We start from the raw sequence: 26483 nt of genomic DNA, 5'->3' as shown, positions 1-26483 counted from the left end.
TTCTTTAAAAGTAGGTCGGCATTTATGCCGTCGCTTCTATAGATGGTATAAGTATTTGATGGGATAAAGCCCAACCTACAAGACATAACTTGCTGAATCTAGAAGTAACTCAGTCTGTTCGCTTTAGCTTTAATCTTTTGATTTTCCTAGAACCTAGAACCTAGAACCTAGGATCGTCTTTGCTTTTACCGTCTCAGCTGTAAACCGTTTTTTTAGCTTTGCTTTTACCGTAAGCGAAGCGTTCTGTAGTGACATTCAATTGATGCAAACAGTCACGTGCCGTAAGGCCGTAGGCCGTTCGTCTCAGCTCTTATCGTATTAGATTTTTAACCTCTCTCGGAGATTACTGGTGCTTAACAAGACTAAAAAACTCATCATTGCTGGTATGTCAGCGCTGATACTACTGTCAGGGCAGGCAAGTGCTATCACGCCTTCTCCACAAATGATGGAGCAATTTAAAAATCTTCCAGCATCTGAGCAGCAACGCTTAGCACAGCAGTATGGTATCGACCCTTCAATGTTAGGTGGTAGCAGTAGCTCACAACCGCAACTTGAAAATCCAAACCTAGTTAATCCTCGTGCCCAGTACGATGTAAATGGCGATTTAATTCAATTTGATCAGTTTGGTAAGCCGCTAAATGACAAATCAGACGAGCAGTTAAAATTTGAAGATGATGCAGCTAAAAAAGAGTTGAAACGCTTTGGTTATGACCTGTTTGCAGGTGAGCCAACAACGTTTGCACCAGTATCAGATGTGCCTGTACCAAGTGAATACCTTGTAGGCCCTGGTGACAACATCAAAGTACAGCTTTTTGGTAAAGACAATAAAGAGTACGACCTTGTTATCAATCGTGAAGGGGTTATCCAGTTCCCTGAGCTTGGTCCTATCTCAGTTGCAGGTTTAAGTTTTAGTGAGCTGCGCGAAACATTAACGAGTCGTATTAGCCAGCAGATGATTGGTATTCAGTCAAACATCACCATGGGCGAGCTGCGCTCTATTCGTATCTTTGTGGCCGGTGATGCATACAAACCTGGCTCATACACGGTTTCAAGTCTTTCAACCATTACCCAAGCTTTGTTTGTTGCCGGCGGAATTAACGAGATTGGTTCTTTACGTAATATCCAAGTTAAGCGTAACGGCAAATTAGTCGGTAGCATGGACTTGTATGATCTACTGCTTCGTGGTGATGCATCTGGCGACATTAACTTACGCTCAGGTGATGTGGTATTCATTCCATCGGTTGGTGGTCTAGTTAGCGTAACCGGTGAAGTACGTCGCCCTGCTATTTATGAGCTTAAAAAGCATGAAACCATGGCGCAAGTAATCGAAATGGCCGCAGGCATTAAACCTGGTGCCTACCCAAGACGCAGCAGCGTTGAGCGATTTAATGCTAATAGCCTTAAATCAATTTTAAATGTCGATTTAACATCAAATAAAGGTAAGGCAACAAAAGCCCTAGCAGGCGATGTGATCCGCGTTAAGAGTGCTACTACTCAGTACGAAGATGCCATTACGGTAGTTGGCGCAGTGGTTCGCCCGGGTAAGTATCAGTGGTATCAAGGTCAAAAAATTAGCGACTTAGTACCGTCTATTTGGGGTGACCTCTCAGTATCAGCCGATCTTGAATACGCCATCATCGTGCGTGAAATTAATAAGCAAGGTGATATTCAGGTCTATCAATTCTCACCAGTAAAAGCGATTAATGGCAAAGTGCTTTCGCAAGACTTACCACTTCAAGCACGTGATAAAGTGATTTTCTTTAACTTTAGCGACCTAACCCAAAACCGTTATGAGCTAAATAAGCTAGTTAAAGAGCGCGTACAAAAGATTCAGTCATTATCTGGCAACTCTCTACTGGGTAACGACCTATTTGAAGCTGGATTCTCACAACTTAGCCAAAAGAAGTTCTCAGATATTAAAGAGCTTGGTGGCGTTGCCATTAACAGTCAGGGCGAAGCAGAAGATCCAACCGCTAAAGCGGTTAAAGGTGAAGTCAACAAGATGTTGGTTAACCTGTTTGAAGATAGCGACTTAATCAAGTTAAGTGGTGAGATGAACCGCGGCGAGCTACTTTACCCAATCATCATGAAGCTAAATAGCCAAGGCCGAGCTGGCGCTGGTGTAAACGCAGTCGCAATTAACGGCCGCGTTAATAACCCTGGTGTCTATCCATTAGCGGTTAATGCTCGTATCAAAGACTTAGTCACAGCGGCCGGCGGCCTAGAAGAAGGTGCCTATACGCCACGCGCTGAGTTAACCAGTACTTACACTACGGTTGATGGCTCTGCAATCAAACATACCAATGTTGAGCTTGAAGCTGCGCTTCAAGGCGACGCTGCGCAAAATATCGCTTTAAAAGGCCGTGATATTTTAACCGTAATGACAACACCTGATTGGCAAGAAAATAAGTCTGTTGAAATACGCGGTGAAGTCAAATTCCCGGGTACTTACAATATCCGCCGCGGCGAGACATTAGCAGACGTGTTAAAGCGAGCAGGTGGCTTTACTCCATATGCCTACTTACCATCGTCAGTATTTGTGCGTGAGTCTGTACGCCAGCAAGAGCAGTTAGAAGTTAAAAAGCTCGCAGAACAACTACTGCGTGACGTTGCTACTCGTGGTGTATCAAAAGACGGTAACGTAATTAACTACAGCGACGCACAAATGATGCTAACAGACTTGGAAACAATCCAAGCAGTTGGCCGTTTAGTGGTTGATGTATCTGCAATCTCAGTCGGTATTAAGCAAGCCGATCTGCAATTAGAAGATAAAGACGTACTGTACGTACCTTCGACTAAGCAAACCATTGCAGTAATGGGTGAAGTACAACACGCAGCGACCCATAGATTCAAAGATGGCCAAACCATCGACCAATATCTTGCGATGTCAGGTGGTGCAAGAGAGCGAGCGGATGATGACAGAACTTATGTTATCAAGGCAGATGGCTCAGTAATGTTACCAAGGCGCTCAATGTGGTTTAGCAGTGAGTCAACATTACAACCAGGCGACACCATCATTGTGCCACTAGATACCGAGTACAAAGACAACCTAACACTCTGGTCGCAAGTAACCCAAATCATCTACAACAGCGCCGTAGCATTCGCCACAGTCGCAAACTTATAAAGCTAAGACGAACGCCGCAAGCGGCTACGGAACGGACTGCGTCCTTACGGATAACAGCAGAGCCACTCTTTCTGTAAACGAAGTGTTCAGTCAGTGAGCCTGCGAACGTTCCGTTATCAGTAGCGAAGCGTTCGTATCGGCTTTAAGCTTTTGTTCTGTAGGCCGAAGGCCGTTCCGTACACAGTCAGTGAGCTTGCGAACGTTCCGTCTACCGTATTCGGTAAGCGCAGCGTTCGTCAAAGCACTTAAAACCAAGGATGGTTATGAAGTTTCAAAAGCTTGAAGTTTGGCAGCTAAGTTACCAACTCTCGTGTTCAATATACATAGAGACTAAAGAGTTGAGGGATTGGGGATTCAAAGACCAAATTACTCGTTCAAGTCTTTCTGTTCCTTCAAACATTGCAGAGGGAATTGAACGACAGGGTTCAAAAGAGAAAATACAGTTTTTGTATATTGCTAAAGCATCGCTAGCCGAAGTTATGACTCAGGCGATGATAGGTAAAGATATAGGCTATCTAGAAACTAAATTCGTGGATGAGCTTTTAATCAATCCTGAAAGAATCTCAGCGATGCTTGCAGGATTGATTAAAAGCATAAAGACCCGCAATTAATAATTTGTTCTTAAATCTTTACCGTAAGAGAGCTTGCGATCGTTCCGTCATCCGTAGCGCAGCGTTCAGTAGGTCCAGACCGTACCGTTCTTAGCCTGAAACTGTAAACGAAGTGTTCCGTAAGTGAGCTTGAGAACGTTCTGTTATCCGTTAACGAGCTTGCGAGTGTTCGTCTTAGCTTATATAAGCGGAGCGTTCAGTAGGTCGTAGACCGTTCAGCTCTTAGCTTGAACCGTAAACGAAGTGTTCTGTAAGAGAGCTTGCGAGCGTTCCGTCAACCGTATTCGAAAACTTAAATAATGAGATAAGTTTTAAATGTCCAATGAACTAAATAAATACAAACAAGATCACCAGTTTACGCCGGCTTCGCCGGCAGACGATGAAATCGATCTTCGCGAGCTCTTTTCTGTCATCTGGCAAGGCAAATGGCTCATCATCGCCATCACAGCCGTTTTCGCCATTGGCTCAGTCATTTTTGCCCTAACGCAACCCAACACCTACAAGTCTGAAGCTTTATTAGCTCCAGCAAGTGAAGAACAAGGCGGTGGACTAAGTGCATTAGCAGGCCAGTTTGGTGGCCTTGCAAGTATGGCCGGTATTAATCTTGGCGGTGGCGGCGGAGTCGATAAAACTCAAATGGCAATCGAAGTAATGAAGTCTCGCCAATTCGCGAGTCAGTTCATCCAAAGCCACAATATCTTGCCTGACTTAATGGCTGCTGATAAGTGGGACATGGCAAATGATACGCTTGTATATGATGACGAGCTGTATAACCCGCAAACCAAAACCTGGATACGTGAAGTAAAAGCGCCATTCAAACCTGAACCTTCAATGCAAGAAGCATTTAAAGAGTTCACTAAAGTAATTGCGGTCAATTCAGCGAAAGATACAGGCATGGTGACAATATCTGTAGAGCACCTATCACCTAGCGTTGCACAGCAGTGGGTGACTTGGTTAGTCGAAGATATTAACAAAGTGATGAAAGAGCGCGATGTTGCAGAAGCTAATAGAAGTAGCGAGTTTCTAAATAAACAAATAGCAATGACTAATGTCGCAGATATACGCTCAATTCTTTATAAGCTTATTGAAGAGCAAGCAAAAACGATTATGTTTGCTGAAGTGCGTGACGAGTATGTATTTAAAACAATCGATCCAGCTTTAGTGCCAGAAGAAAAAGCGGGTCCTAAGCGTGCGTTGATTTGTGTATTAGGCACAATGCTCGGCGGCATGCTAGCTGTGATGATTGTCCTGATAAGACATTTCGTTAAGAAAGAAGATTAATTTTCAAACAGTTATTTATATAAGCTGAATTTTAGCTTCTTTTTTCTCTACTACTGTAAGCGGAGCGTTCCGTAAACGTAGTGTTCAGTAGACTGTTATCGAAAATGATTTTTATGGCCTATTGGGACTGTTTTAAGATAAAAAGCAGAAAAACAACCAAACCCAAGGCTTACAAGGGATAGCGCTTACTTAGAAATAACAGCGACAGTCTCAAAATGGATTGAAAGTGGCTCAGCTTGATTCTGTAGACTGAGATTAGAAAGTGCCGACAGTTATTGGTTTAATATAAATAAAGTAATTTCATCCGTTAACTATCTGGTTAAGTATTCTTTTGCGAAGAGTACTAGGAAATACCACGTAAGGTTAAAATTGCATTACCTTCGACATAGTTACCTGATAATAGTTAACAACGGGTATTTAAACTCATTCAGCGAAGGTCATAATATGGTTCCGGATATTCGATAGACTCTTCCTAACCTATGATTGGTCTGTAAAACGAGTTATGGCTCCAAGCTACGCAAGAATATTCAGGAAAAGAACAAAATCGGTTTTATAAATATATTAGGGAATATGTTTTGAATAATTTTGAGGTTGTTGGTGAAGGGATTGTTGAGATTGGTCGAGATGTAAGTATTGGTAAGGATGTTAAATTTATAATCCCAGAAGGAAGTCGAGTTGTAATACAGGATTACGTAACGATAGGCGATTCAGTTAAGTTTGTATTGGAAGGCGGAGACGTTATTGTTAAAGATTGGTCAACCATTCATTCTAATGCGCTAGTTTTATCAAGTCTAGGTGTTACTATTGGTCAACATTGCTGGTTTGGTCAGAATACAGTACTAGATGGTACTGGCGGGCTAACGATAGGGAATGGTGTGCGTGTAGGTATGTTTTCCCAAATATGGACTCATGTAGCCGCCGGGGAACAAATAGAAGGCTGTATTCTGTTTGGTAGTTACCCTGTTTTTATTGATGATGATGCCTGGCTAGTTGGTACCTGCACCGTGGGGTCAGGTGTTAATATTGGTAAAAAAGCAATTTGTATGAATGGCTCAAATGTAACCAAAAATGTTCCCGATAATACTGTTGTTGCCGGTTTACCTGCGAAATCTAGGCCTGGGCTAAGTTTTTATAAAAATTTAGATTTAACTGAAAAATTTGAAATGTTAACAGGATGGTTGGAAGAGTTCTCATTGAAGGATCCAAGCATTAAATTTAAAGTAGTAAATGACAACTTAATAATTATAAATGATGATATTCATACGGCATATTTCTTTAAGCATAAAGAGGGTTATGAGCAGCTAAAGCTGGCAGCAAATAGTTGTAAATTCGAAATTGAATTTAAGACGTATTCAAAATCATTTATTTCTTTAGAACGCAACTTAATGAAGTTCTTGTCTGGAAATAAAGCACGTTTCTACTACCACTAAAATTAAGGTGAAAAAATTGAATATCCCGCTCGTTAAAGTTGGAATGCCCCCTGCGAATGAACTGATGCCTGCTTTAGAAAGTGTTTTATATAGTGGCATGATTGCTGAAGGCGATGCTGTCTATCAATTCGAAGACCAATTCAAAAAGCAATTTGGTATTAAAAATGGAATATCGATGAGTAGTGGTACCGCTGCGTTACATGCCGCACTACATTTGTCTAATGTACAACCAGGTGATGAAGTAATCACTACGAGCATGACGGCAGAACCTACTAATACATCAATTTTGCAAGTTGGTGCTGTTCCTGTTTTTGCGGATGTAGATCCTTTAAATGGCAATATTTCGGCCGAATCGATTTTAGCTAAAATCACAAGTAAAACAAAGGCTATTTTAGTTGTTCATTATGCAGGTTATCCTGTTGAGTTGGGCAAAATTAAAAATATAGCAGAGAAGTATAGGTTAATATTAATTGAGGATTGCGCCCATTCATTAGGTGCTAAATATGATAATAATTGTATAGGAACCATTGGAGATTTTAGTATTTTTTCATTCCAAGCTATAAAACATATGACAACTGTTGATGGCGGCTTTTTGTGTATGAAGGATGAAGGGCTTATTAAAAAAGCTAAAAAATTCAGATGGTTCGGGATGGAAAAAGGAGTGCCGAGAACGGAAGTTGATATAACCGATCTTGGTTACAAATATAACATGCAGAATGTTTCCGCAACAATAGGTTTGTTTCAATTAAAATGTATTCAAAATAAAATTGAGCGACATATTGATAATGGGAAGTATTTTAATACTGTGTTAGCTAATGTATCTGGACTCACACCTGCTAAGTTTGATGTTTTAGCTGAACCTAGTTATTGGTTATATACTTTACTTAGTGATGACTCTGATGATGTAATCACTAAATTAGAAGAAAATGGTGTGACAGCTTCGAAACTACATAGACCTAATCATTTTCATACAATATTTTCAAAATATGCTAGTGACTCGCCTTGTTTAGAACAGTTTTATAAAAAGTTGGTTCATATTCCTTGTGGTTGGTGGCTGTCCAATTCAGACAGAGAGAAAATTTCCGATATATTAAGGCAGGGCTAGATAGTGTTTAAATATCCGTTGTTTAAGGTAGCTCATAGCGAAGCAATAAAAAACAATATGTTGGAAGTATTAGACTCAGGCGCGATTGCCGGAGGTGGTTTTGTTGAAAGCTTTGAAAGTGAACTTTCAAGACTTACAGAAAGCCCATATATAGTATCAACTTCGGATGTAACGAGTGCTGTGGAAATCACACTCAATTTAGCTAATGTCGAACCTGGTGATGAGGTGATTGCTTCACCATTTTCTTGTTTAGCATCTAACTCCCCGATTGCTAAACTAGGCTTACTTTCCAAATGGGTCGATTTTCTACCGAATTCTATAGATATTGATGTTGAGCATTTTGTTAGCTTAATAACGGATAAAACAAAAGTTGCGATTATTTACCATCTAGCTGGTTACCCATGTGATCTGCAGGATATATCGAAAATCTGTAAGGAAAGAAACATTTTCCTTATTGAAGATTGTAATAATGCATTATTGGCAGAAGTGAATAACTCACAAGTTGGTAAGTATGGTGATGTAGCAGTATTTTCTTTTTACCCTAATAGACAGTTGCACTGTTTGGAAGGTGGTGCATTAGGCTTAAAATCCGAACAACTAGCTAACGAGGCAAAAAAAATCAGAAAGTTCGGTATAAACCATACAAACTTTAGAAATTCATTCGGAGAAATTAACTCTAACTCTGATATAGAAGTTATTGGTTTAAGCGCTACATTAAGTAACTTTAATGCATCAGTTGGTATTGCTCAGATAGAGAATGTTAACAATAATTTGAAGATTGCTAGGCAACACGCTGCGACATACAGAGAAATTTTTAGGAATGATTCCGAAATAACTATTTTAGAGGCAGCTTCTAATTCATTACCTGCTTTTTGGTGTTTTTTAGTTAAAGTTGCAAATAGGGATTTGGTCATAGAGAAAATGAAAGCAGCGAAAATACATGTTTCATCTTTACACCAAAGAAATGATATTTACTCATGTTTTAATAATGCTATTCAACGACCTTGTGTTGAAGTTGCTACTATACAAAATGAGTTGTTGGCATTGCCTTGTGGATGGTGGTTATCATCTGAAGATATCATAGATATAGCATTATATTTAAAACTAATTACTGTTAATATTTCTGAGTTAGAGAATAGTGTAACTAGATGAAACAAGTGCTTTTAAATAATGCTGTTAAATTGGGCATGCTATTCATTGGTAAAATTGGCGGGATATTAGCTGGTATATATTTCCTTCCTATCTTTAATAAGATTTTAGGAACAGAGCAGTTTGGATTTGTAGCATTAATTCTGTCATTGCAGGGGCTTTTGCTTACTATTGATTTTGGAATGGCTACACTTGTTGGACGAGATGTTGCAGCATGTAAGGCATTACAATTTAACCCTTTAAAGACATTGTTAAATTCAGAATTAGTAATGTCCTTGTTCTATGTTGTTCTAGTTATAGTAGCATTTATTTGGTGGTTGTTCGAGAGCGAATCTGTTATCTCGTGGTATGTTTTATTCGCCACACTCATACTGTTTTGGTCGTTAGTTCTTCAAAATATTTCTTTTTCAGCACTTTTAGGTGCTCGAGCCTATATCACTGCAAGTACTTTACAGTTAACGAGTGTTTTATCTAGGGCTGTTATTACTTTATTTGCACTGAAATATATTTCGGCTACAGTTTCCACATTTATAATTGCACAATTTTTATGTAGCCTGGTATTTCTTATAATAACTAGATATTTATGTAAAAATGTTTTACTTGAACATAGTGATGCGAAGTTTATTTTTAGATTAGATTTAGTTGCGTGCTTAAATTTGGCTAAGCGAGGAAAGCCATTAATTGTAGCTAGTATTGTTGGTGCTCTAGTAATGCAATTTGATAAATCAATTATAAGCCATATAATGTCGGCAAAAGAGTTAATACCCTACTTTTATTCATTTACATTTAGTATGACTCCTATATTGGTCTTAGCGGGGCCAGTAAAACAATTTTATCAACCCAAGTTTATTGCTATGCTGGCAGAAAATGTTGGAAATGAAGAAGATAAAGAGAATGCAGCAAACAAATTAGTTAAAGGCTTTGCTCTTTCAATTATGTTAGTAACAGTTATACCTGTATTTGTTCTTTGGGAGTACCGGGAGTTTTTTATTGAGCTATGGTTAGGTAATCATGAATCTGTAAAACAGATTTATGAGTATAGCGGAATCCTACTGCCAGGATTTACAATAGGAGCAATAGGCTATATACCTGTAGTTTTTATGACTGCCGCTCAGGATTTTAAATTCCAAGCGCAGTTATCTATAATAACTGCAATCTTTACTTTAACTCTTGTGACGATAGCATCTATGTATGGCCGAATTGATCTTATTTGTTACATATATTCATTTTATTTTATTTTTTCAACTATTGCTTGCTGGTATCGCGTATCTAGAATCGATTTGGTTAAAAGATATTCTTTGTATTCATTTTTATTTGTTTCAAAACTAATTCTAGTCTTAATATGTTTGTATCTGTTTTTACAACAAATTATTAGTGGTTAGTGTTTTATTTATAGAGGGGGCAGAATGTTATTATTGTTGAAATGGTTAATAAGAATCAAAAACTTTTCTTTCGTACTTTTTAGAGAAACATTTATTGCGTTTGCGACGCTGTTGCCTAATGACAAAGTTTCGTGCATGATTCGATGCAAAATTTTTAATTTATTTGGGTGTGATATAGCTGGTGATTGTAAGATTTTTAGGAATGTACTTTTGCTTGGTAATATTAAGATAGGCAAAGGTTCTTCAATATCTAACAATAGCTGTTTGAATGGAGCTACCGCAGGAATATATATAGGCAATGATGTCATGATCGCCCCAAATTGTTGTTTAGTGGCATTTAATCATGGAATGGTGATTGGCAAGCCTATGATTCTTCAGCCTTTAGTTGAGAAGAAGATTCAGATTGGAGACGATGTATGGATAGGAGCTAATTGCACTATAACGCTAGGAGTGACAATTGGTACAGGTGCGATTGTTGCAGCTAATGCTGTGGTGACTAAAGATGTTGAGCCTTATAGTATTGTTGGTGGAATTCCTGCAAAGTTTTTAAAAAGTCGACTTAGTTAAATCAAAGAGAAAATTTAATGTTTAAAAATAAAGTGTTAATGATAACTGGTGGTACAGGATCTTTTGGTAATACAGTCTTGAAAAGGTTTTTAAGTACGGACGTGAAAGAAATAGTGGTCTTCAGCCGTGATGAAAAAAAACAAGAAGATATGAGGATAAAATTAGCCAGTGATAAATTAAAGTTTGTGATTGGTGATGTTCGCTGTTTTGATAGTATTTCTCAAGCAATGGTTGGTGTAGATTATGTATTCCATGCCGCGGCGTTAAAACAAGTACCTTCTTGCGAATTTTATCCTATGGAAGCTGTCAAAACCAACGTGAATGGCACTGAAAATGTGTTAAGGGCCGCGATTGCGAATAAGGTTGAAAGAGTTGTAGTGCTAAGCACTGACAAAGCGGTGTATCCTATCAATGCGATGGGCATATCTAAAGCAATGGCAGAAAAAGTTATGGTAGCTAAATCTCGAACAGTCCCGGATGGTGGTACTGTCATTTGTGCTACTCGATATGGCAATGTCATGGCTTCGCGAGGTTCTGTTATCCCATTATTTTTTGAAAAGATTAAGTCAGGAACACCGCTTACAATAACCGATCCTAATATGACACGCTTTCTAATGTCTTTAGAGGACTCAGTTGATTTAGTTTTACACGCTTTCAAAAATGGGGAGCAGGGTGATATTTTCGTTCAAAAAGCACCTGCAAGTACAATTGCCGATCTTGCAACATCAATAATACAGTTATGTGATAGAAATGTGGATACAAAAATTATAGGAACACGTCACGGAGAAAAGCTTTTTGAATCTCTTGTTTCTCGTGAAGAAATGGCAAAAGCTGAAGATATGGGGCTCTACTATAGAGTTCCTGCTGATAATAGAGACTTAAATTATGACAAGTATATTTTAGATGGTGAAGTTGAGTTAAATGATATAGATGACTACACATCTCATAATACTAAAAGATTAAACGTTGATGAAATAAAAAATCTGTTGTTAACACTTGATTATGTAAAGCAAGAGTTGGGCATGAAGGATGTATAATGTAATGACGCCTACATTAAGTATTTTGATACCAACTAAAGATAGGGAGGGTTATTTGTTAAATATCCTCGGCTATATATTAAATTGGTCTAGCTTGGATTTTGAATTAATAGTCCAAGACAATAGTGCTTCTAACAAGTTAGAAAATAAAATTAAACCATTTTTAAAAGATAACAGGTTGAAGTACTATCATGCGAAAGAGTGGCTTTCTGTCTCTGATAATTTCAATATTGGTCTATCTAAAGCTAGTGGTAAAGTAATAACAATGCTTGGTGATGATGATGGTATTCTGGAAGAGTCCCTAGTAGTAGCTAGGTGGATGATCTCCAAAAATGTGGATGCAGTTCTTCCACAGCATGGAACATACACATGGCCAGATTTAATTGGTAAATACAACTCTGATTTATATAACAGCAAACTAATCTTACGCAAAAATTATACAGGGAAAATAAAGTATATCGAACCCATTAAAGAACTAGAATACGTGTTATCTAGAGGGGGGACCACTTTAGGTAAATTGCCCAGACTCTATTATGGCTTGATAAAAAAAGAAGTGCTGGATGCAGTTCAGCATAAGTGTGGAACATTTTTTCCTGGCCCAAGTCCAGATATGGCTAATGCAGCCTCTGCCGCAATAGCTACAAAATCATTTGTAACTATTGATTACCCATTATTTATTGCTGGCAGTTGTACTGTCAGTGCTGCAGGAATGGGCGTGAGACGTATGCACGAGGGAGAAATTAAGTCATTTAAGCATCTGCCTAAAAATTGTGAAGAAGAATGGGAAGAGCAAATCCCTAAGTACTGGTCTGGTCCAACTATTTGGGCTGAAAGTGCTATAAAAGCAATAAAATCTATGAAAGATGAGTCTTTGCTTAGTAAATTCAACTATTCATATTTTTATGCTACTAGTTTTGTTTTTAATTACCGAAGAGCAAAAGATATCGCATTAAAGTTTAGTGAGCAAAAACTTTGGTTTAATATACCAAAAGTATTAATTTACTATGTGTACATTTGGGCTGTACGTTTGAAAATAGTTATTCCTAAGTTATTATCAAAATTAGGCATTTATAGAGTTAGTTATAATCTTGTACTTCATGACCACCTTGAAATATCGAAAGCTTTGAATAGTTATACTGCTAGTGTTGAGTTTAAAAGTGTTAACCAATTTCTTGAACAATGATATGCAAATACAATGTAGGTTTTAGCTAAAACGTCTTAGTGTTGATATATGTAATTGCTTTTAATTGTTTTTTACGTTAGTAAAAGTTACGAATTAAAGCGGTAAAGCCACTCGTTTTTATTGGCAGGGATGAGTTGTATTTTAATTGACGTTAAAACATGAGTTTGCAGAATGTTTTCTGCACATGATGGACATGATAAATCATCGGTATAGATTTCAATTTCACTGCTAGGGTTTATCTGTTAAATGAAGTCGAAATTATTGTAATTACTATTTGTCTTATGCGATGAATTCGAAGAGTGTTAGCAGTGAAATTGGATATGTATAAATATTCTAATATTTTTGCATTGTTGTTATCTAGGGGGAGGTATTTTATAAATTTCCGGTTGATTTTTTATTTATGCTGTATTTACTGGGTTTAACAGTTGTTCTTTTTTGTAAATATAAGTGAAAGTCTATCTGTTGTAGCTTTGTACTGCTTGTGGCTGAATAATGCTCATTTCTATTGTTAATTATTAGGTTGTAAACTTGACTAAGTCTTTTTTTAAATTATTTTTCATTCTTTCAAGTTGTAGCCAAGTATTGAAGTTGTTCGGCTTGAATAGCGAAGTTTCTTTGTTAAGCTTGTCGCTTGGATTGAAAAAAATCAATAAAAAACAGCTTGTATTTTCTATTGTAATATTGTTGCTTGTAGTTATATCTATTTTTATTGCTACGTTGCTTGGTGATAGTTATAAATTATCATCTCTTGCTATATCAGTCATTACATTACTTCTTATATCCATGACGAAAGTAGATGAACTCTATAGTTTAAAACCTTTTTTAATTAGGTTTGCGGTGGTTTCTGTCTATGTATCAGTTGCCTTTTCTTTGATTGATACATATTTATTTCCATTGTTAGACGCAAGAACTAATTTTGTATTGGTAATGAATAGGCTTACATTTCTATTTGATGAACCGTCACAGTATGCAATTTTTTTAGCTTTAATTTTACATGTAGTAGACTTTAAACGTGAGAGTTCACTTAATTTATTGATTTTAGGTTGCGGGTTGTTTCTTACATGGTCTTTATCTGGTTTTTTATTGGTAGCTATATTATTTCTATATAGACGTGTCATTATGTTTGATAGGAAAATGATTCAAGGTGTAGTTTTTATATTTTGTTTTTCTATAGCACTGGTTTTCTTTTGGAATAATTATTTAATTAACACGGATTTCTGGTTGGTATCAAAGGTTCAGTCTGTTCAGATGTTGTTGGATGGAGATAGAAATATAAGTAGTGCATTAGTCAGGGCTACTTCGATGTTTATGTATGTATATTATATAGCTGATACCTATTCCAATTCCAGTTTTTTGTCATTTGTTTATGGGGAGGGGTATGGGAATTTAAATGAATGGGTTAGTGCTTATTACTTCAAAGAATTAAATATAACTACTATGACTGAAGTTAATAATTTTATTTCATCTATCATTATTCAGAATGGATTTCATGGTATTCTCTTATTTTTTGTTGCATTTTACTCGTGCTTTCAATCTGGAATCGCTGTGAGGCCGAAAGCTACACATTTTTTAGTGACAGTTTTTATAGTTGCACTTTTCACCGGCAACGCTTATGGAAGCCTCGCAATATTATATTACTACTTAAGTATTTTGGTGTCTGTTGAACTGCCGCTACAAAAAATGCAACATAATAAGAAATTGTGCGGAGTTTAGAATTTACATCTATATGGGTATACTAATTGAAGAAGAGATTTGAAGCGCTTGATGGATTTCGAGGCTTATGTGCGGTTTTTGTTGTGTTTTTTCACATTCATATTATTAGTTCATTTACAGAGTGGGGTTTTTTTCGAGGAAGCGGTATATTTGTAGAGTTTTTCTTTGTTTTGAGTGGATTTGTACTGGCTCATGGATATGGGTGTAGGGATTATATAGATTCAAAAATGTTCATACGGTCTAGGGTGTTACGGTTGTTTCCGTTACATATTTTCATGCTAGGTGTATTTGTTTTCTTTGAGCTTGGTAAGTTTATAGTATTTAAGTATGGTGGGATCACTTTTAACAACTTACCATTTACTGGTGAAAGAAGCTTATATGAAATTATTCCCAACATGCTATTAATTCAAGCATGGTCTCCTTATACCAGTGCTTTGTCCTTTAACTACCCTTCTTGGAGTATTAGTATTGAATTCTACATGTATCTCATATTGTTATTAACCATTGTTTTTACCGGTAAATATAAGCAGCTTATCTGGGCCGCGTTATCATTTGTTGCATTTTTTTTAATGTTAACAAAATCAGATGTCTTAGTAAAAGAAGTTGTTAGTGGTATTTCTAGTTTTTTTGGCGGGTGTATTGTTTACATGCTCTATAGAAATATTAGTCACATCAAAATTAATGCATTTGTCGGTACATTTTTGGAAATTGTTTCGATAATTCTAATTGTTTTTATTGTGAAAAATGAATTTGAATTTAGGAAGTTTGTTGCCATTCTTTGCTTTTTCTGCACTGTTTTGTTGTTTTCATTTGAAAGTGGATTGGTCTCTAATTTGCTGAGAAACGTTGTTATTCAATCGTTAGGAAGGCTTTCTTATTCTATATACATGACACATGCTGCAGTTTTATTTATCGTTACTTCATTAATGCTGGTACTTCAAAAAGTGACGAATGGATCGTTTGCTCCTATGGTGAATGGGCAGCGAATGATTACAACAGGTAATGATGTTGCAAATAATTTGCTTGCGCTAGTTATTCTGTTAGTGGTTATAGCGGTCTCAATATTTACGCATAAGCTTATTGAAGTTAGATTTCAATCATACAGTAAGGTTAAAGTGGTAGCGGGCAGTGGAAAATGAAGCTTGTTAGCTTCTTGTGTGCTGGTTTTTTGTGTAATAAACATAATTAGTAAGATAAAAAGGTCTGGCTTTGAAAAAGTATAAATCTATTGATGTGTTAATTTCTACATTTGGGGACCGTATTTACGACCTTAAGGATGTTATAAAAGAGCCTGTTGAAGGTGTGTGTTATTTGATTGGCCATCAAAGAGATGGGGGGGGATGCATTACACCGTCATTTTTGGATAGACCTGATATAGCATGTTATTTTCTAGATAATAAAGGCGTTACAAAAAGCCGAAATCACCTATTAAATATGAGTAAAGCTGATATTTGTTATTTTTGCGATGACGACGTTAAACTCGTTGATGGTTTTCAGGATGTTTTACGTGAAGTACATAATTCAGATGCTTCCCCAGTTATTACATTAAGGGTTGATGATGAGTTCGGTCGCCCTAGGAAAAAAGAATTATCAAAAACTACGGCGTATAGGAATTTACTTAGCATTCTTTCTGTAGGCACAATTGAAATCAGTGTTAAAAATCGGTTTGTTAAAAACAAGAGGTTTTGTGAATATATGGGAGCCGGTTCAAGTATTCCCATTGGGGATGAAGCCGTATTTTTATCAGAATTTTTAAAGGACAACCAAAAGATAAGTTATCATAGTAAAGTAATCGCATCGCATCCTTTAGAGTCATCTGGAGGACATCCCAGCTTAGAGACTATCTATGCTAGAGGTGTTACTATAAGGAAGGTGTACGGGGTTTTTATGGGGATTCCTATGTTAATTGCATTTCTATTTTTAAGGAAAAAATTGATTTTAGAACCTAGTATATTATTAGGGTTTAAATCGTTTGTCTCGGGCTTTATTATGTATAAAATTGATTCTTTAAAAGGTTAGAAGCATACTTTATGAAGATACTTTATCTACACCAATACTTTGCCACACCGAAATCAAATGCAGGAACCCGTTCTTATGAAATGGCAAAGCGTTTAGTTGCAAAAGGTCATGAGGTGACATTTGTTACTAGTTCTGCGTACCTATCGAATAGTTACTCTTTTAGGGATGGTTGGAACGAAATATATATTGATGGCATCAGGTTATATGTACTTCATTTACCTTATTCAAATAATGACTCATTCATTAAGCGAATATTAAAATTTATCAAGTTTTCATGGCTTTCTACTTTAAAATCTTTGAAAATTGAAAGCGATGTGGTTTTTGCAACAAGTACTCCTTTGACGATTGCAATTCCAGGTCTGATTTATTCAAAAGTAAACAAGATTCCTCTGGTTTTCGAAATTAGAGATTTATGGCCAGAATTACCTGTGGCTGTAGGTGTAATTAAAAGTCCACTAGTTATTAAGTTGGCAGAATGGCTGGAAAAATACACTTATAAAAACTCCACCCGCTTAATTGGTCTGTCACCAGGTATGTGTGATGGTATTATTCGTCATGGAATTTCACCAGATAAAGTGACACTTGCAACAAATAGCTGTGATACCAAATTGTTTGATGTGGATGTTTCTGTTGGTGTTAAATATAAAGAAACAAATTTAGACTTTTTAAAAGGTCGTAAATTGGTTGTTTATACAGGAACTTTCGGTCTGATTAACAATGTTGAATATCTCTCTGAGTTAGCTAGTAGCATGTTGAAAATTGATAGTGATATTTGTTTTGTGGCAATCGGTGATGGAATGGAAAAGCAGAATGTCATCGATAAAGCTATAAAGCTAAAAGTATTAAATAATAATTTATATGTACTCCCTCCTGTTGCAAAAACAGAAATCGTGAAGCTATTGTCGGCTGCAGATATGTCTATATCGCTATTTGGTCCGGTTCCTCAAATGTGGCATAATTCAGCTAATAAGCTTTTTGACGCTTTAGCTTCCGGAACGCCTATAGCTATTAACTACGGAGGCTGGCAAAAAGATTTTATAGAAGAATATGAGTGTGGTTTAGTATTAGACGCTATTGACTACGACAATTCAGCTAGAGCTTTAACTTCATTTTTAAATAACCATATTTATTACAATAAGGCTACTAAACAATGTAAGTTTCTAGCTTATAATAAATTCTCAAGAGATATGATGGCTGAGCGTATAGAAAATACATTGTTGGAGGCGGTCAGTGATAAAGCGACTTTTTGATATTGCTATTTCTTTAATCGCTTTAATAATTTTGTCACCTATTTACTTTTTCGTTGCATTAAAAGTGAGTAGGCACCTAGGTAACCCAATAATTTTCAATCAAAAAAGACCGGGTTTACATGGGAAAATATTTGAAATGAAGAAGTTTCGTTCAATGTGTGACGCGATCGATATCAAAGGTAATATTTTACCTGATAATCAACGTTTAACTCCATTTGGCCTTAAGTTACGTGCTACCAGTTTAGATGAGTTACCAGGTTTAATTAGCGTATTAAAAGGCGACATGAGTCTTGTTGGCCCTCGACCATTACTGGTCGAATATTTACCTTTGTATTCGAAAGAGCAAAGCAAACGTCACAATGTACGCCCAGGGATCACAGGCTGGGCACAGGTAAATGGCCGCAACGCAATTAGCTGGGAACAAAAGTTTGAGTACGATGTGTGGTATGTAGAAAACCAATCTTTTTGGTTGGATGTTAAGATATTGATATTAACTGTTAAAAAGGTGTTTGTAAAAGATGGTATCTCCGCTGAAGGAGAGTTGACCACGACTAAGTTTTGCGGTTCTAAAAAATCGACTAACGTTAAATAATTTTAAAGTAGAAAGGAAATATAGTATGGAAAATCAAATATTAAAAATCATTGCTGACATATTGGAAGAGGATACGATTACAGCTGAAACAATGCTTGATGAAGATAACTGGGATTCGCTTAATGTAATTAGCTTTATCGCAGCTATAAACAGTGCTTTTGGCTTGATCTTGGATGCTGAAAAAACTGGACAAGCAGATTCTGTATCAACACTGTTATTAATGATTACTGAGTTGAAAAAATGAATGTTGAGGGTAAAACGATAGTTGTAACTGGCGCCACCTCCGGTATAGGTAAGAATACAGCACTACATCTTGCATCTCTTGGTGCAAATGTTGTGTTATTAGGTAGATCTCATTCCAAGCTGATGGATACTTTAAGTCTTTTACAGGGGCGTACACACTTATCTTTCATTCTTGATTTTTCCTTAGAAAACATCAGTTTGAGGTTGAAGGAAATATTTTGTGAGATTGGTGCCGTCGATGGTTTTTTTCATTGTGCAGGTAGTCATTTTGCTTTGCCTATTAAAGCCACAGAAGCGGATGCTGTTGCTGAACTATATAAAGTTAACGTTTTCTCGGCAATGGAAGTCGCTAAAGAGTTGAGAAAGAAGAAAAACCATAATTCAGGTTGTTCACTAGTACTTATGTCATCTGCGTCCGCAATCGTTGGTCAGCCTGCATTAAGTGCTTACGCTAGCTCCAAAGGTGCAATTTTGTCTCTTACTCGAACTCTTGCTGCTGAATTGTCGAAGGATAATATTAGAGTAAACTCGATTTCAGCCGGTATAGTGAAAACAGAGATGACTGACAAATTGTTTTCCACATTGGATAGCAACACAGTCCAAATGATTGAAAAATCACATTTACTTGGCTTTGGAGAAGTTAGTGATGTTTCCGAAGCTGCCACATTTCTTTTAAGCGAATCATCCAAGTGGATAACTGGTAGCAATCTAGTTGTCGACGGTGGTTTTTCGACGGTAAAATAAATGAATACCCAAATAACGCATATAGAGTATTACTTACCTGGTAATATCCTTACAAACAAGCAGCTGTCTGAGGAATATCCCGATTGGTCAGTAGATAAAATTTTTAAAAAAACTGGAATCCAAGAGAGAAGAATTGCTGGGGATTCCGAAACAGCAACAGATTTAGCATATGAGGCTGCAAGTTTATTATTCGAAAACTCACCAGATATGCGAGCTAAAATCGACTATATTATTTTATGTACACAAAGCCCCGATTATAAGTTACCTACCTCAGCATGTTTACTTCAAGAAAGATTAGGGATTAATAATGACTGTGGTGCAATTGATATTAATCAAGGGTGCTCTGGTTTTGTTTATTCGTTAGGTGTAGCACATTCTTTGATTTTTTCAGAACAAGCTTCTAATGTACTTTTACTTACTGCAGAAACCTATAGTAAGTATATAAATTCAGCTGATAAGAGTGTGAGAACTTTATTTGGGGACGCTGCAGCTGCCGTAGTTGTGTCTAAGTCTAAATCTACGTCAAATATGCATTCATTTACATATAGTACTGATGGGAAAGGTGCTGACAAACTGATTGTTCCCCATGGTGGTTCTCGTCACTCCATTACAAATCAATCAGTTGAACTGTATACAGATAAAAGTGGTAACCAGCGTAATTATTCTAATTTGTATATGGATGGTGGTGATGTTTTCACATTTACGTTAAAAGCCGTTAAAGATTTGATTAAAAAAACACTTGTGAAATCAGAACTGAAATTTGATGATATAGATCATTTTGTTTTACATCAGCCAAACAAGTTTATGCTTAACCAACTGCAAATAGTATGTAATATCCCTACTGAAAAACTGCATCGTAATTATGAGTTTATAGGTAATACTGTTTCATCAACCGTGCCAATTTTATTAAAAGACATTTTAGAGCAAGGAAAATTAAAAGCTGGTGACAGGGTTTTGATTTGCGGTTTTGGTGTCGGGTATTCAGCTTCTGCTGCAATCATTGAATGGTAAGGTTATGAAAGAGACTTTAAATAAATATGAATTAATTGGTATTTATGGTGCCAGTGGATTTGGTAAAGAAGTCTTGCCACTTCTTCGAAATATACTTGAGCAAAGTGCAGTTAGAACTAGAATTGTTTTTATTGATGATAGTCCAAGTTTAAGTGAGCTTTCAGGGGTACCAGTAATCAGTTATGAAGATTTTACATCTCATAAAAACATCGCAGCAATCATTGCTATTGCAGATTCTAAAGTTAGGCAGATCTTAACTGATAAACTTAGAATGTCGAAAATTAACATTATCGCATTGACTGCCGAGAGTCATATTCAGATGGATGATGTAAAAATCGGTAATGGGGCTTTAATTTGTGATAATACAATGATCACATCAAATGTCGAAATTGGTAAGTCTTTCCAAATGAATATTTACTCTTATGTTGCACATGACTGTAAAATTGGGGATTACGTTACTTTTGGACCTAGAGTCATGTGTAATGGAAATGTGCATGTTGAGAATTATGCTTATATTGGAGCAGGTGCAATGATAAAACAGGGAACGCCTACTAAGCCATTAATAATCGGAGAGGGGGCTTTTATTGGTATGGGGGCTGTTGTTGTCAAAAGTGTCCCCCCCTATAGTGTGGTTTTTGGTAACCCTGCCTCCGTAATAAAGACATTACCTCATCCTTCAAATTAATTAGAGTTGGTTCCTATGCTTAACACTCCTTTTTCCCCATGGCCTTCGTTTACACAAGAAGAGTCAGATGCAGTGAGTCGTGTGCTTCTTTCTAACAAAGTAAACTATTGGACTGGTAGTGAATGTCGTGAATTTGAAAAAGAATTCGCAAATTGGACTGGATGTAACTACGCTATTGCACTAGGTAATGGTACGCTTGCTTTAGATGTGGCATTGAAAGCAATTGGGATTGGAGTTAACGATGAAGTGATTACTACCCCGCGTACCTTTTTAGCGTCCGTCTCTTCTATTGTAACTGCTGGTGCTATTCCTGTTTTTGCCGATGTTGACCTTAATAGCCAAGCTATCACAGCGGATTCAATTAAAGCCGTTCTAACCCCAAAAACTAGAGCTGTTATTGTAGTGCACCTTGCGGGGATGCCCGCAGAGATGGATGCAATTATGGCGTTATCTGAACAGTACGGTTTCTTTGTAATCGAGGACTGTGCGCAGGCACATGGTGCGAAGTATAAAGGCCGCAGTGTTGGAACCATCGGTCATATTGGAGCTTGGTCTTTCTGTCAGGATAAAATAATGACGACAGGTGGTGAAGGCGGAATGGTTACCACAAACGATAAAAGTTTATGGTCATTCATGTGGTCATATAAAGACCATGGTAAAAGTTTTGATGCTATATATAATCGCGAACACCCAGCAGGTTTTCGGTGGTTGCATGAAAGTATCGGCACTAACTGGCGTATGACTGAAATTCAAGGCGTTCTTGGTCGAATTCAATTAACTCGAATGACAGACTGGACTGCAAAGCGTCAGGCAAATGGAATGGCAATAGATGAAGCTATTTGTGATTTAGGTCTAGTTAGGATAGTCAATGTACCTGAATATATTGATCACGCAGAATATAAACATTATTTATTCATAAAGCCTGAACATTTAGCTGATGGGTGGAGTCGTGATAGAATTGTTGAAGAAATAAATGCACTAGGTGTTCCAGCTTATCAAGGTAGTTGCTCAGAGGTTTATTTAGAGAAAGCTTTTGATAATACACCTTGGCGACCAAGCAATCGTTTGCCTAATGCGGTGGAATTAGGAGAAACTAGTTTAATGTTTCTTGTACACCCGACACTAACAGGCGATGAGATAAAAAAGACTACTCAAGTAATTAAAGCTGTTTTAACGAAAGCTCAAAAATAATATAAGGTAACTACTTAAATGAAAATTGCGGTTGCCGGTACTGGTTACGTAGGCTTATCAAATTCAATGCTTCTGGCTCAAAACCATGAAGTAGTAGCCGTTGATATAATAGCTGAAAAAGTTGACATGCTTAATTCTAACATATCACCGATTGTTGATGTAGAAATTGAGGGTTTTTTAGCTAATAAAGCACTTAACTTTAAGGCTACGCTTGATCAAGAATCAGCATATAAGAATGCTCAATATGTAATTATCGCAACGCCAACAGATTATGATGTTGAAACAAATAAATTTAACACCTCATCTGTAGAAGCGGTAATTAGAGATGTTATGGTTATTAACCCTAGTGCCACTATGGTTATTAAGTCTACTGTTCCTGTAGGTTATACTACTCGTATAAAGAAGGAGCTAGGGTGTGAAAATATATTTTTCTCCCCAGAGTTTTTACGAGAAGGTCGTGCACTATATGATAATTTGCATCCGTCTCGCATTATAGTCGGTGAGCGTTCAGAACGAGCAGAGATATTCGCTAACCTGTTAGTTGAAGGTGCAGAAAAAAATGACATTGAGGTGTTGTTCACTGACTCTACTGAAGCTGAAGCGGTTAAATTATTCTCTAATACTTACCTTGCCTTAAGAGTAGCCTACTTTAATGAGCTTGATTCTTATGCCGAATCGCATGGTTTAGATGCGCGTCAAATCATTGAAGGGGTAGGTTTAGACCCACGAATAGGCAGTCATTATAATAACCCTTCATTTGGCTACGGTGGTTATTGTTTACCTAAGGACACTAAACAATTACGCGCCAATTATGCTGATGTGCCTAACAACATCATAAGTGCGATTGTTGAATCAAATACGACTAGAAAAGATTTTATTGCTGAATCAATTTTAAGGCGTAACCCTAGAGTTGTAGGCATATATCGTCTAATCATGAAGTCTGGTTCAGATAACTTTAGAGCTTCAAGTATTCAAGGCATCATGAAACGCTTGAAAGCTAAAGGCATCGACGTCGTTGTTTATGAACCAGTTTTACAAGATGAAGAATTTTTCCACTCTAAAGTAATTAAATCACTTGAAGTATTTAAAGAAAGTTGTGACGTGATAGTTTCTAACCGTATGGTTGACGAACTTATTGATGTTGCTGATAAAGTGTATACTCGTGATTTATTTGGTTCAGATTAGTATAGCTTAGGTTAGGTCTGACATATCAACTTGATCAAGTTGAGAGTTACCCGTTTTGATAAAAGGTGTCTAACCTTTAATTAAATAAAGGTAACTCTCATTTTGTATAATCAGCATCGGTTCCTCAGCTAAGTCCTCCGTCCCTCATCAACGAATCAAAAGCAACTCCGTCCGTTCTGGAAGCATTAGCCACATAAGGCGCATACACATCAAACAGCAGCCTTGTATCGCTATGCCCTAGCATTTGCGACACATATAGCGGGTTCTCATGGGCTGCTATATGCAGCACAGCTGCAGTATGGCGTGTTTCATATGGACGTCGTGATTTTAACCCTGCCTTTTTAAGTGTAAACGTCCGCCAAAGCACACCGGCTTACGAACTTCTGCAAGAGCCCTGTAACGAACACCTGTTTGTCTTCTGTAATCGTCAGCGTAATAAATTGAAGATTTTACAGTGGGTCAGTAATGGATTCTGGCTGCATTACAAACGGCTTGAGCAAAATACTTTTAAATGGCCAGGGATCGAAGATGAACAGTTGAGTTTGCGTATTTCACCTCAGCAACTCGACTGGTTAATCGCTGGTTTACCCCTAACCCAACCGCATGCTCATCCGACACTTTGTTACCACTACCATGACTTATAACCAATGATCATAAACAGAATTTATTGATCACCAATTAATCTAAATAAACACAAGCGGTTAGTGATGATATCACCGATAATAACCGAATGAAATTTAGCCATAAAAATCTCCCGGATGATCCGGCGTTACTCAAGGAAATTATTCTGCAACAGCAGAATAAGCTGCTACATCTAGAAGAACAATTTCGCCTAGCTCAACAAAAGCAATTCGGTAAAAGTGCCGAGGGCCATTCCGGTCAAGGCGAGTTGTTTAATGAGGTTGAAGTTGAAGCAGAGACCCTTGAACCTGACGAAATAGTTGAAGTCAGTAAACCTCCGCGTAAAAAGCCGGTGCGCAAACCACTGCCTGTTGATTTACCTCGGGAAGTGATGACGCATGACATTAGCGCCGCAGACAAAATATGCGACTGCTGTGGTGGTGATTTGCATCAAATGGGTGAAGAGAAAAGCGAGAAGCTTGAGTTTGTTCCCGCTCAGGTCAAAGTCATTGAGCATGTGCGACTTAAATACAGTTGTCGCGCTTGTGACAAACAAAATACGGAGGTGAAAATCAAAATCGCCCCCGTGCCAGCAAGTCCTATCCCTAAAGGTATTGCCACCGCGTCACTGCTCAGCCAAATTATCACTAGTAAGTACCAATATGGCTTGCCTCTATATCGCCAGGAGAGCATGTTCAAACAATATGGTATAGAGCTTAGCCGTAAAACCATGGCTGACTGGATGATGAGATGCAGTGAACTGTTACAACCACTCGTTGATAAATTACGTGAAGTTTTGCTGCAACAAGCGGTCATCCAAGCAGATGAAACCACGCTCAACGTGCTCAAAGAAGAGAAAGCGACCTGCTATATGTGGCTGTATGTCACAGGCACTGACGGTCCGAATAACCACGCCATGCCTAATATCGTTTTGTACGACTACCAGGCCAGCCGAGCCGGACAATGCGCAGTCGATTTCCTTGATGGGTTTGATGGCTATCTGCAAGTCGACGGCTATGCGGGTTACGGTAAAACCCAAGCCGTGCTTGCAGGCTGCTGGGCACATGCCCGTCGCAAATTTAAAGAGGCTGAAATTGCCCAGCCAAAAGGCAAAACAGGTAAGGCTAATTGGGCCCTAAATCAAATCCAGAAGCTTTATCGAGTCGAAATTCTGAACAAAGACAGCAGTCATGAAATACGACGACAGCAACGGCAACTTCATAGCCAACCGTTATTGGATGAGTTGCACCGTTGGTTGGAAAAATCGCAATTACATGTGCCCCCAAAAAGCAGCTTGGGCAAAGCAATATTCTATAGCCTAAATCAATGGCCAAATCTGACACGCTACCTTGAGGATGGGCGGCTCAAAATAGACAATAATCGTGCTGAACGAGCTATCAAGCCGTTCGTAATAGGACGCAAGAACTGGTTATTTGCCAATACAGCCAATGGCGCACGCGCCAGTGCTATGCTGTACAGCATGATAGAAAGTGCGAAGTCCAATGGACTTACACCTTTCGACTATCTGATGCACTGTCTTGAGCAGTTGTCACTCAAGCCTGAAGAAGTTGAGCACCTGTTACCCTGGAATGTAAAACTAAACTAGGTGCAGTTCACCGGACGGATACAAGTATACTGCACGCCTTGATCGGAATGGATAAGCACCTTTTCTGTTGGGGTACGTCTCCATACCGCCATCAGTAGTGCATCAATAACTAGGTCAGCTCTAGCTGTGCTTTTCATTGTCCAACCGACAACTTGTCGAGAGAATAGATCGATAACAACGGTGAGATATAGCCAGCCTTCATGAGTTCGAATATAGGTGAAATCGGTCACCCAAACTTTATTGGGCTCAGCGAGAGACTGTAACTAACTTTGTGTAACTGCTTATCAAACTGTACTCTAAAAAGAGTCAAGGATAGGCGTATAATCATGAACATAAAAGATATTGAAGCTTTTGCTAAAGAAGCAGCTAAAAGTATTAAAACACCTGAAGACTTAAATCAATTTAGTCAGATGCTCAAAAAGATCACTGTTGAGGCTGCCCTTAATGCTGAGATGGATGAGCATCTTGGTTATGAGAAACACCACCTATCAACCTCATCTAATAGCCGTAACGGTAAAACGAGCAAACGGATCCAGACCGAAGACGGTCAGTTCGAGCTTAATACCCCACGTGACCGTGAAGGTAGCTTTGAGCCACAATTAGTCAAAAAACACCAATCTAGATTTACCTCTATGGATGACAAAATCCTGTGGCTCTACTCTCAAGGAATGAGCACTCGAGATATCGTCCAAGCTTTTGATGAATGGTACGGTGCAGAGATTTCACCAACATTAGTTTCACGCGTTACCAATGC

The 26483-nt window shown here is 37.8% G+C and carries 23 protein-coding genes and 2 pseudogenes; 24 read left to right on the top strand and 1 reads right to left on the bottom strand.

The genetic code is table 11. The features are described from left to right. Window positions 1-349: 349 nt before the first annotated feature. The 23 genes and pseudogenes from ACVBIO_RS17100 to tnpC all read left to right on the top strand — a co-directional run bounded on the left by ACVBIO_RS17100 (window position 350) and on the right by tnpC (window position 25729). Window positions 350-3124: an SLBB domain-containing protein gene (locus tag ACVBIO_RS17100; RefSeq protein ID WP_447173080.1), complete on the top strand. Its 2775-nt coding sequence runs from the start codon at window positions 350-352 to the stop codon at window positions 3122-3124. A 263-nt stretch (window positions 3125-3387) separates the two neighbouring features. Continuing rightward, window positions 3388-3735, top strand: coding sequence for a four helix bundle protein (locus ACVBIO_RS17095; RefSeq protein ID WP_447173079.1), 348 nt, complete (start codon window positions 3388-3390; stop codon window positions 3733-3735). Window positions 3736-4050: 315 nt separating this feature from the next. Beyond that, a complete protein-coding gene (locus tag ACVBIO_RS17090; RefSeq protein WP_447173078.1) occupies window positions 4051-5016 on the top strand; it encodes a Wzz/FepE/Etk N-terminal domain-containing protein in 966 nt (321 codons plus the stop codon). Window positions 5017-5591: 575 nt separating this feature from the next. Then, window positions 5592-6446 carry an acyltransferase gene (locus ACVBIO_RS17085; RefSeq protein WP_447173077.1) on the top strand — a complete coding sequence of 285 codons (855 nt, stop codon included), beginning with the start codon at window positions 5592-5594 and terminating at the stop codon, window positions 6444-6446. A 16-nt stretch (window positions 6447-6462) separates the two neighbouring features. After that, window positions 6463-7551 (top strand): DegT/DnrJ/EryC1/StrS family aminotransferase, encoded by a 1089-nt coding sequence (locus ACVBIO_RS17080; protein ID WP_447173076.1) that lies wholly within the window; start codon window positions 6463-6465, stop codon window positions 7549-7551. Window positions 7552-7554: 3 nt separating this feature from the next. After that, window positions 7555-8703 (top strand): DegT/DnrJ/EryC1/StrS family aminotransferase, encoded by a 1149-nt coding sequence (locus ACVBIO_RS17075; RefSeq protein ID WP_447173075.1) that lies wholly within the window; start codon window positions 7555-7557, stop codon window positions 8701-8703. Then, the gene (locus tag ACVBIO_RS17070) at window positions 8700-10082 is read left to right on the top strand and encodes a lipopolysaccharide biosynthesis protein (protein WP_447173074.1); all 1383 of its coding nucleotides are present in this window, start codon (window positions 8700-8702) and stop codon (window positions 10080-10082) included. Before ACVBIO_RS17075 ends, ACVBIO_RS17070 begins: the two co-directional genes overlap by 4 nt. A gap of 399 nt (window positions 10083-10481) precedes the next feature. Further along, window positions 10482-10646 (top strand): annotated as a pseudogene (locus tag ACVBIO_RS17065) (DapH/DapD/GlmU-related protein); the annotation flags it as partial. Window positions 10647-10666: 20 nt separating this feature from the next. Continuing rightward, window positions 10667-11686: a polysaccharide biosynthesis protein gene (locus ACVBIO_RS17060; RefSeq protein ID WP_447173073.1), complete on the top strand. Its 1020-nt coding sequence runs from the start codon at window positions 10667-10669 to the stop codon at window positions 11684-11686. Between the two features lie 4 nt (window positions 11687-11690). Then, window positions 11691-12869, top strand: a complete 1179-nt coding sequence (locus ACVBIO_RS17055) for a glycosyltransferase family 2 protein (protein ID WP_447173072.1) — start codon at window positions 11691-11693, stop codon at window positions 12867-12869. Between the two features lie 597 nt (window positions 12870-13466). Next, complete coding sequence (locus ACVBIO_RS17050) at window positions 13467-14582, top strand: hypothetical protein (RefSeq protein ID WP_447173071.1); 1116 nt, start codon at window positions 13467-13469, stop codon at window positions 14580-14582. A 26-nt stretch (window positions 14583-14608) separates the two neighbouring features. Continuing rightward, the gene (locus tag ACVBIO_RS17045; protein WP_447173070.1) at window positions 14609-15721 is read left to right on the top strand and encodes an acyltransferase family protein; all 1113 of its coding nucleotides are present in this window, start codon (window positions 14609-14611) and stop codon (window positions 15719-15721) included. Window positions 15722-15791: 70 nt separating this feature from the next. Next, window positions 15792-16601, top strand: coding sequence for a hypothetical protein (locus ACVBIO_RS17040; protein WP_447173069.1), 810 nt, complete (start codon window positions 15792-15794; stop codon window positions 16599-16601). 11 nt (window positions 16602-16612) lie between these two features. Then, window positions 16613-17851 carry a glycosyltransferase family 4 protein gene (locus ACVBIO_RS17035; protein ID WP_447173068.1) on the top strand — a complete coding sequence of 413 codons (1239 nt, stop codon included), beginning with the start codon at window positions 16613-16615 and terminating at the stop codon, window positions 17849-17851. After that, window positions 17835-18443, top strand: a complete 609-nt coding sequence (locus ACVBIO_RS17030) for a sugar transferase (RefSeq protein ID WP_447173086.1) — start codon at window positions 17835-17837, stop codon at window positions 18441-18443. The genes ACVBIO_RS17035 and ACVBIO_RS17030 overlap by 17 nt, the downstream gene beginning before the upstream one ends. Before the next feature lie 25 nt (window positions 18444-18468). Then, window positions 18469-18687, top strand: coding sequence for an acyl carrier protein (locus ACVBIO_RS17025; protein WP_447173067.1), 219 nt, complete (start codon window positions 18469-18471; stop codon window positions 18685-18687). Further along, on the top strand, window positions 18684-19430 hold the full coding sequence (locus tag ACVBIO_RS17020; protein ID WP_447173066.1) for an SDR family NAD(P)-dependent oxidoreductase: 747 nt from the start codon (window positions 18684-18686) through the stop codon (window positions 19428-19430). Before ACVBIO_RS17025 ends, ACVBIO_RS17020 begins: the two co-directional genes overlap by 4 nt. Then, entirely contained in the window at window positions 19431-20441 is a 1011-nt protein-coding gene (locus tag ACVBIO_RS17015; RefSeq protein ID WP_447173065.1) for a 3-oxoacyl-ACP synthase III family protein, read from the top strand. Window positions 20442-20445: 4 nt separating this feature from the next. Next, window positions 20446-21126 (top strand): acetyltransferase, encoded by a 681-nt coding sequence (locus ACVBIO_RS17010; protein ID WP_447173064.1) that lies wholly within the window; start codon window positions 20446-20448, stop codon window positions 21124-21126. 15 nt (window positions 21127-21141) lie between these two features. Next, entirely contained in the window at window positions 21142-22317 is a 1176-nt protein-coding gene (locus ACVBIO_RS17005) for a DegT/DnrJ/EryC1/StrS family aminotransferase (RefSeq protein ID WP_447173063.1), read from the top strand. Between the two features lie 18 nt (window positions 22318-22335). After that, window positions 22336-23502, top strand: coding sequence for a nucleotide sugar dehydrogenase (locus ACVBIO_RS17000; protein ID WP_447173062.1), 1167 nt, complete (start codon window positions 22336-22338; stop codon window positions 23500-23502). 242 nt (window positions 23503-23744) lie between these two features. Then, on the top strand, window positions 23745-24146 hold the full coding sequence (gene tnpB / locus ACVBIO_RS16995; protein WP_447173085.1) for an IS66 family insertion sequence element accessory protein TnpB: 402 nt from the start codon (window positions 23745-23747) through the stop codon (window positions 24144-24146). Between the two features lie 86 nt (window positions 24147-24232). Continuing rightward, the gene (gene tnpC / locus ACVBIO_RS16990; protein WP_447173061.1) at window positions 24233-25729 is read left to right on the top strand and encodes an IS66 family transposase; all 1497 of its coding nucleotides are present in this window, start codon (window positions 24233-24235) and stop codon (window positions 25727-25729) included. Between the two features lie 23 nt (window positions 25730-25752). Here tnpC and ACVBIO_RS16985 read toward each other — a convergent pair. Next, window positions 25753-25983: pseudogene (locus tag ACVBIO_RS16985) on the bottom strand (DDE-type integrase/transposase/recombinase); the annotation flags it as partial. A gap of 72 nt (window positions 25984-26055) precedes the next feature. On the opposite strand from ACVBIO_RS16985, the gene ACVBIO_RS16980 reads away from it, so the two are divergent. Further along, window positions 26056-26483 (top strand): transposase (locus tag ACVBIO_RS16980; protein ID WP_447173060.1); only part of this gene is annotated, 428 nt, incomplete at its 3' end.

The sequence above is a fragment of the Shewanella sp. 0m-8 genome (assembly GCF_052977265.1).
The sequence above is the reverse complement of the archived record's forward strand: the minus strand, read 5'-3'. Positions and strand labels throughout refer to the sequence as shown.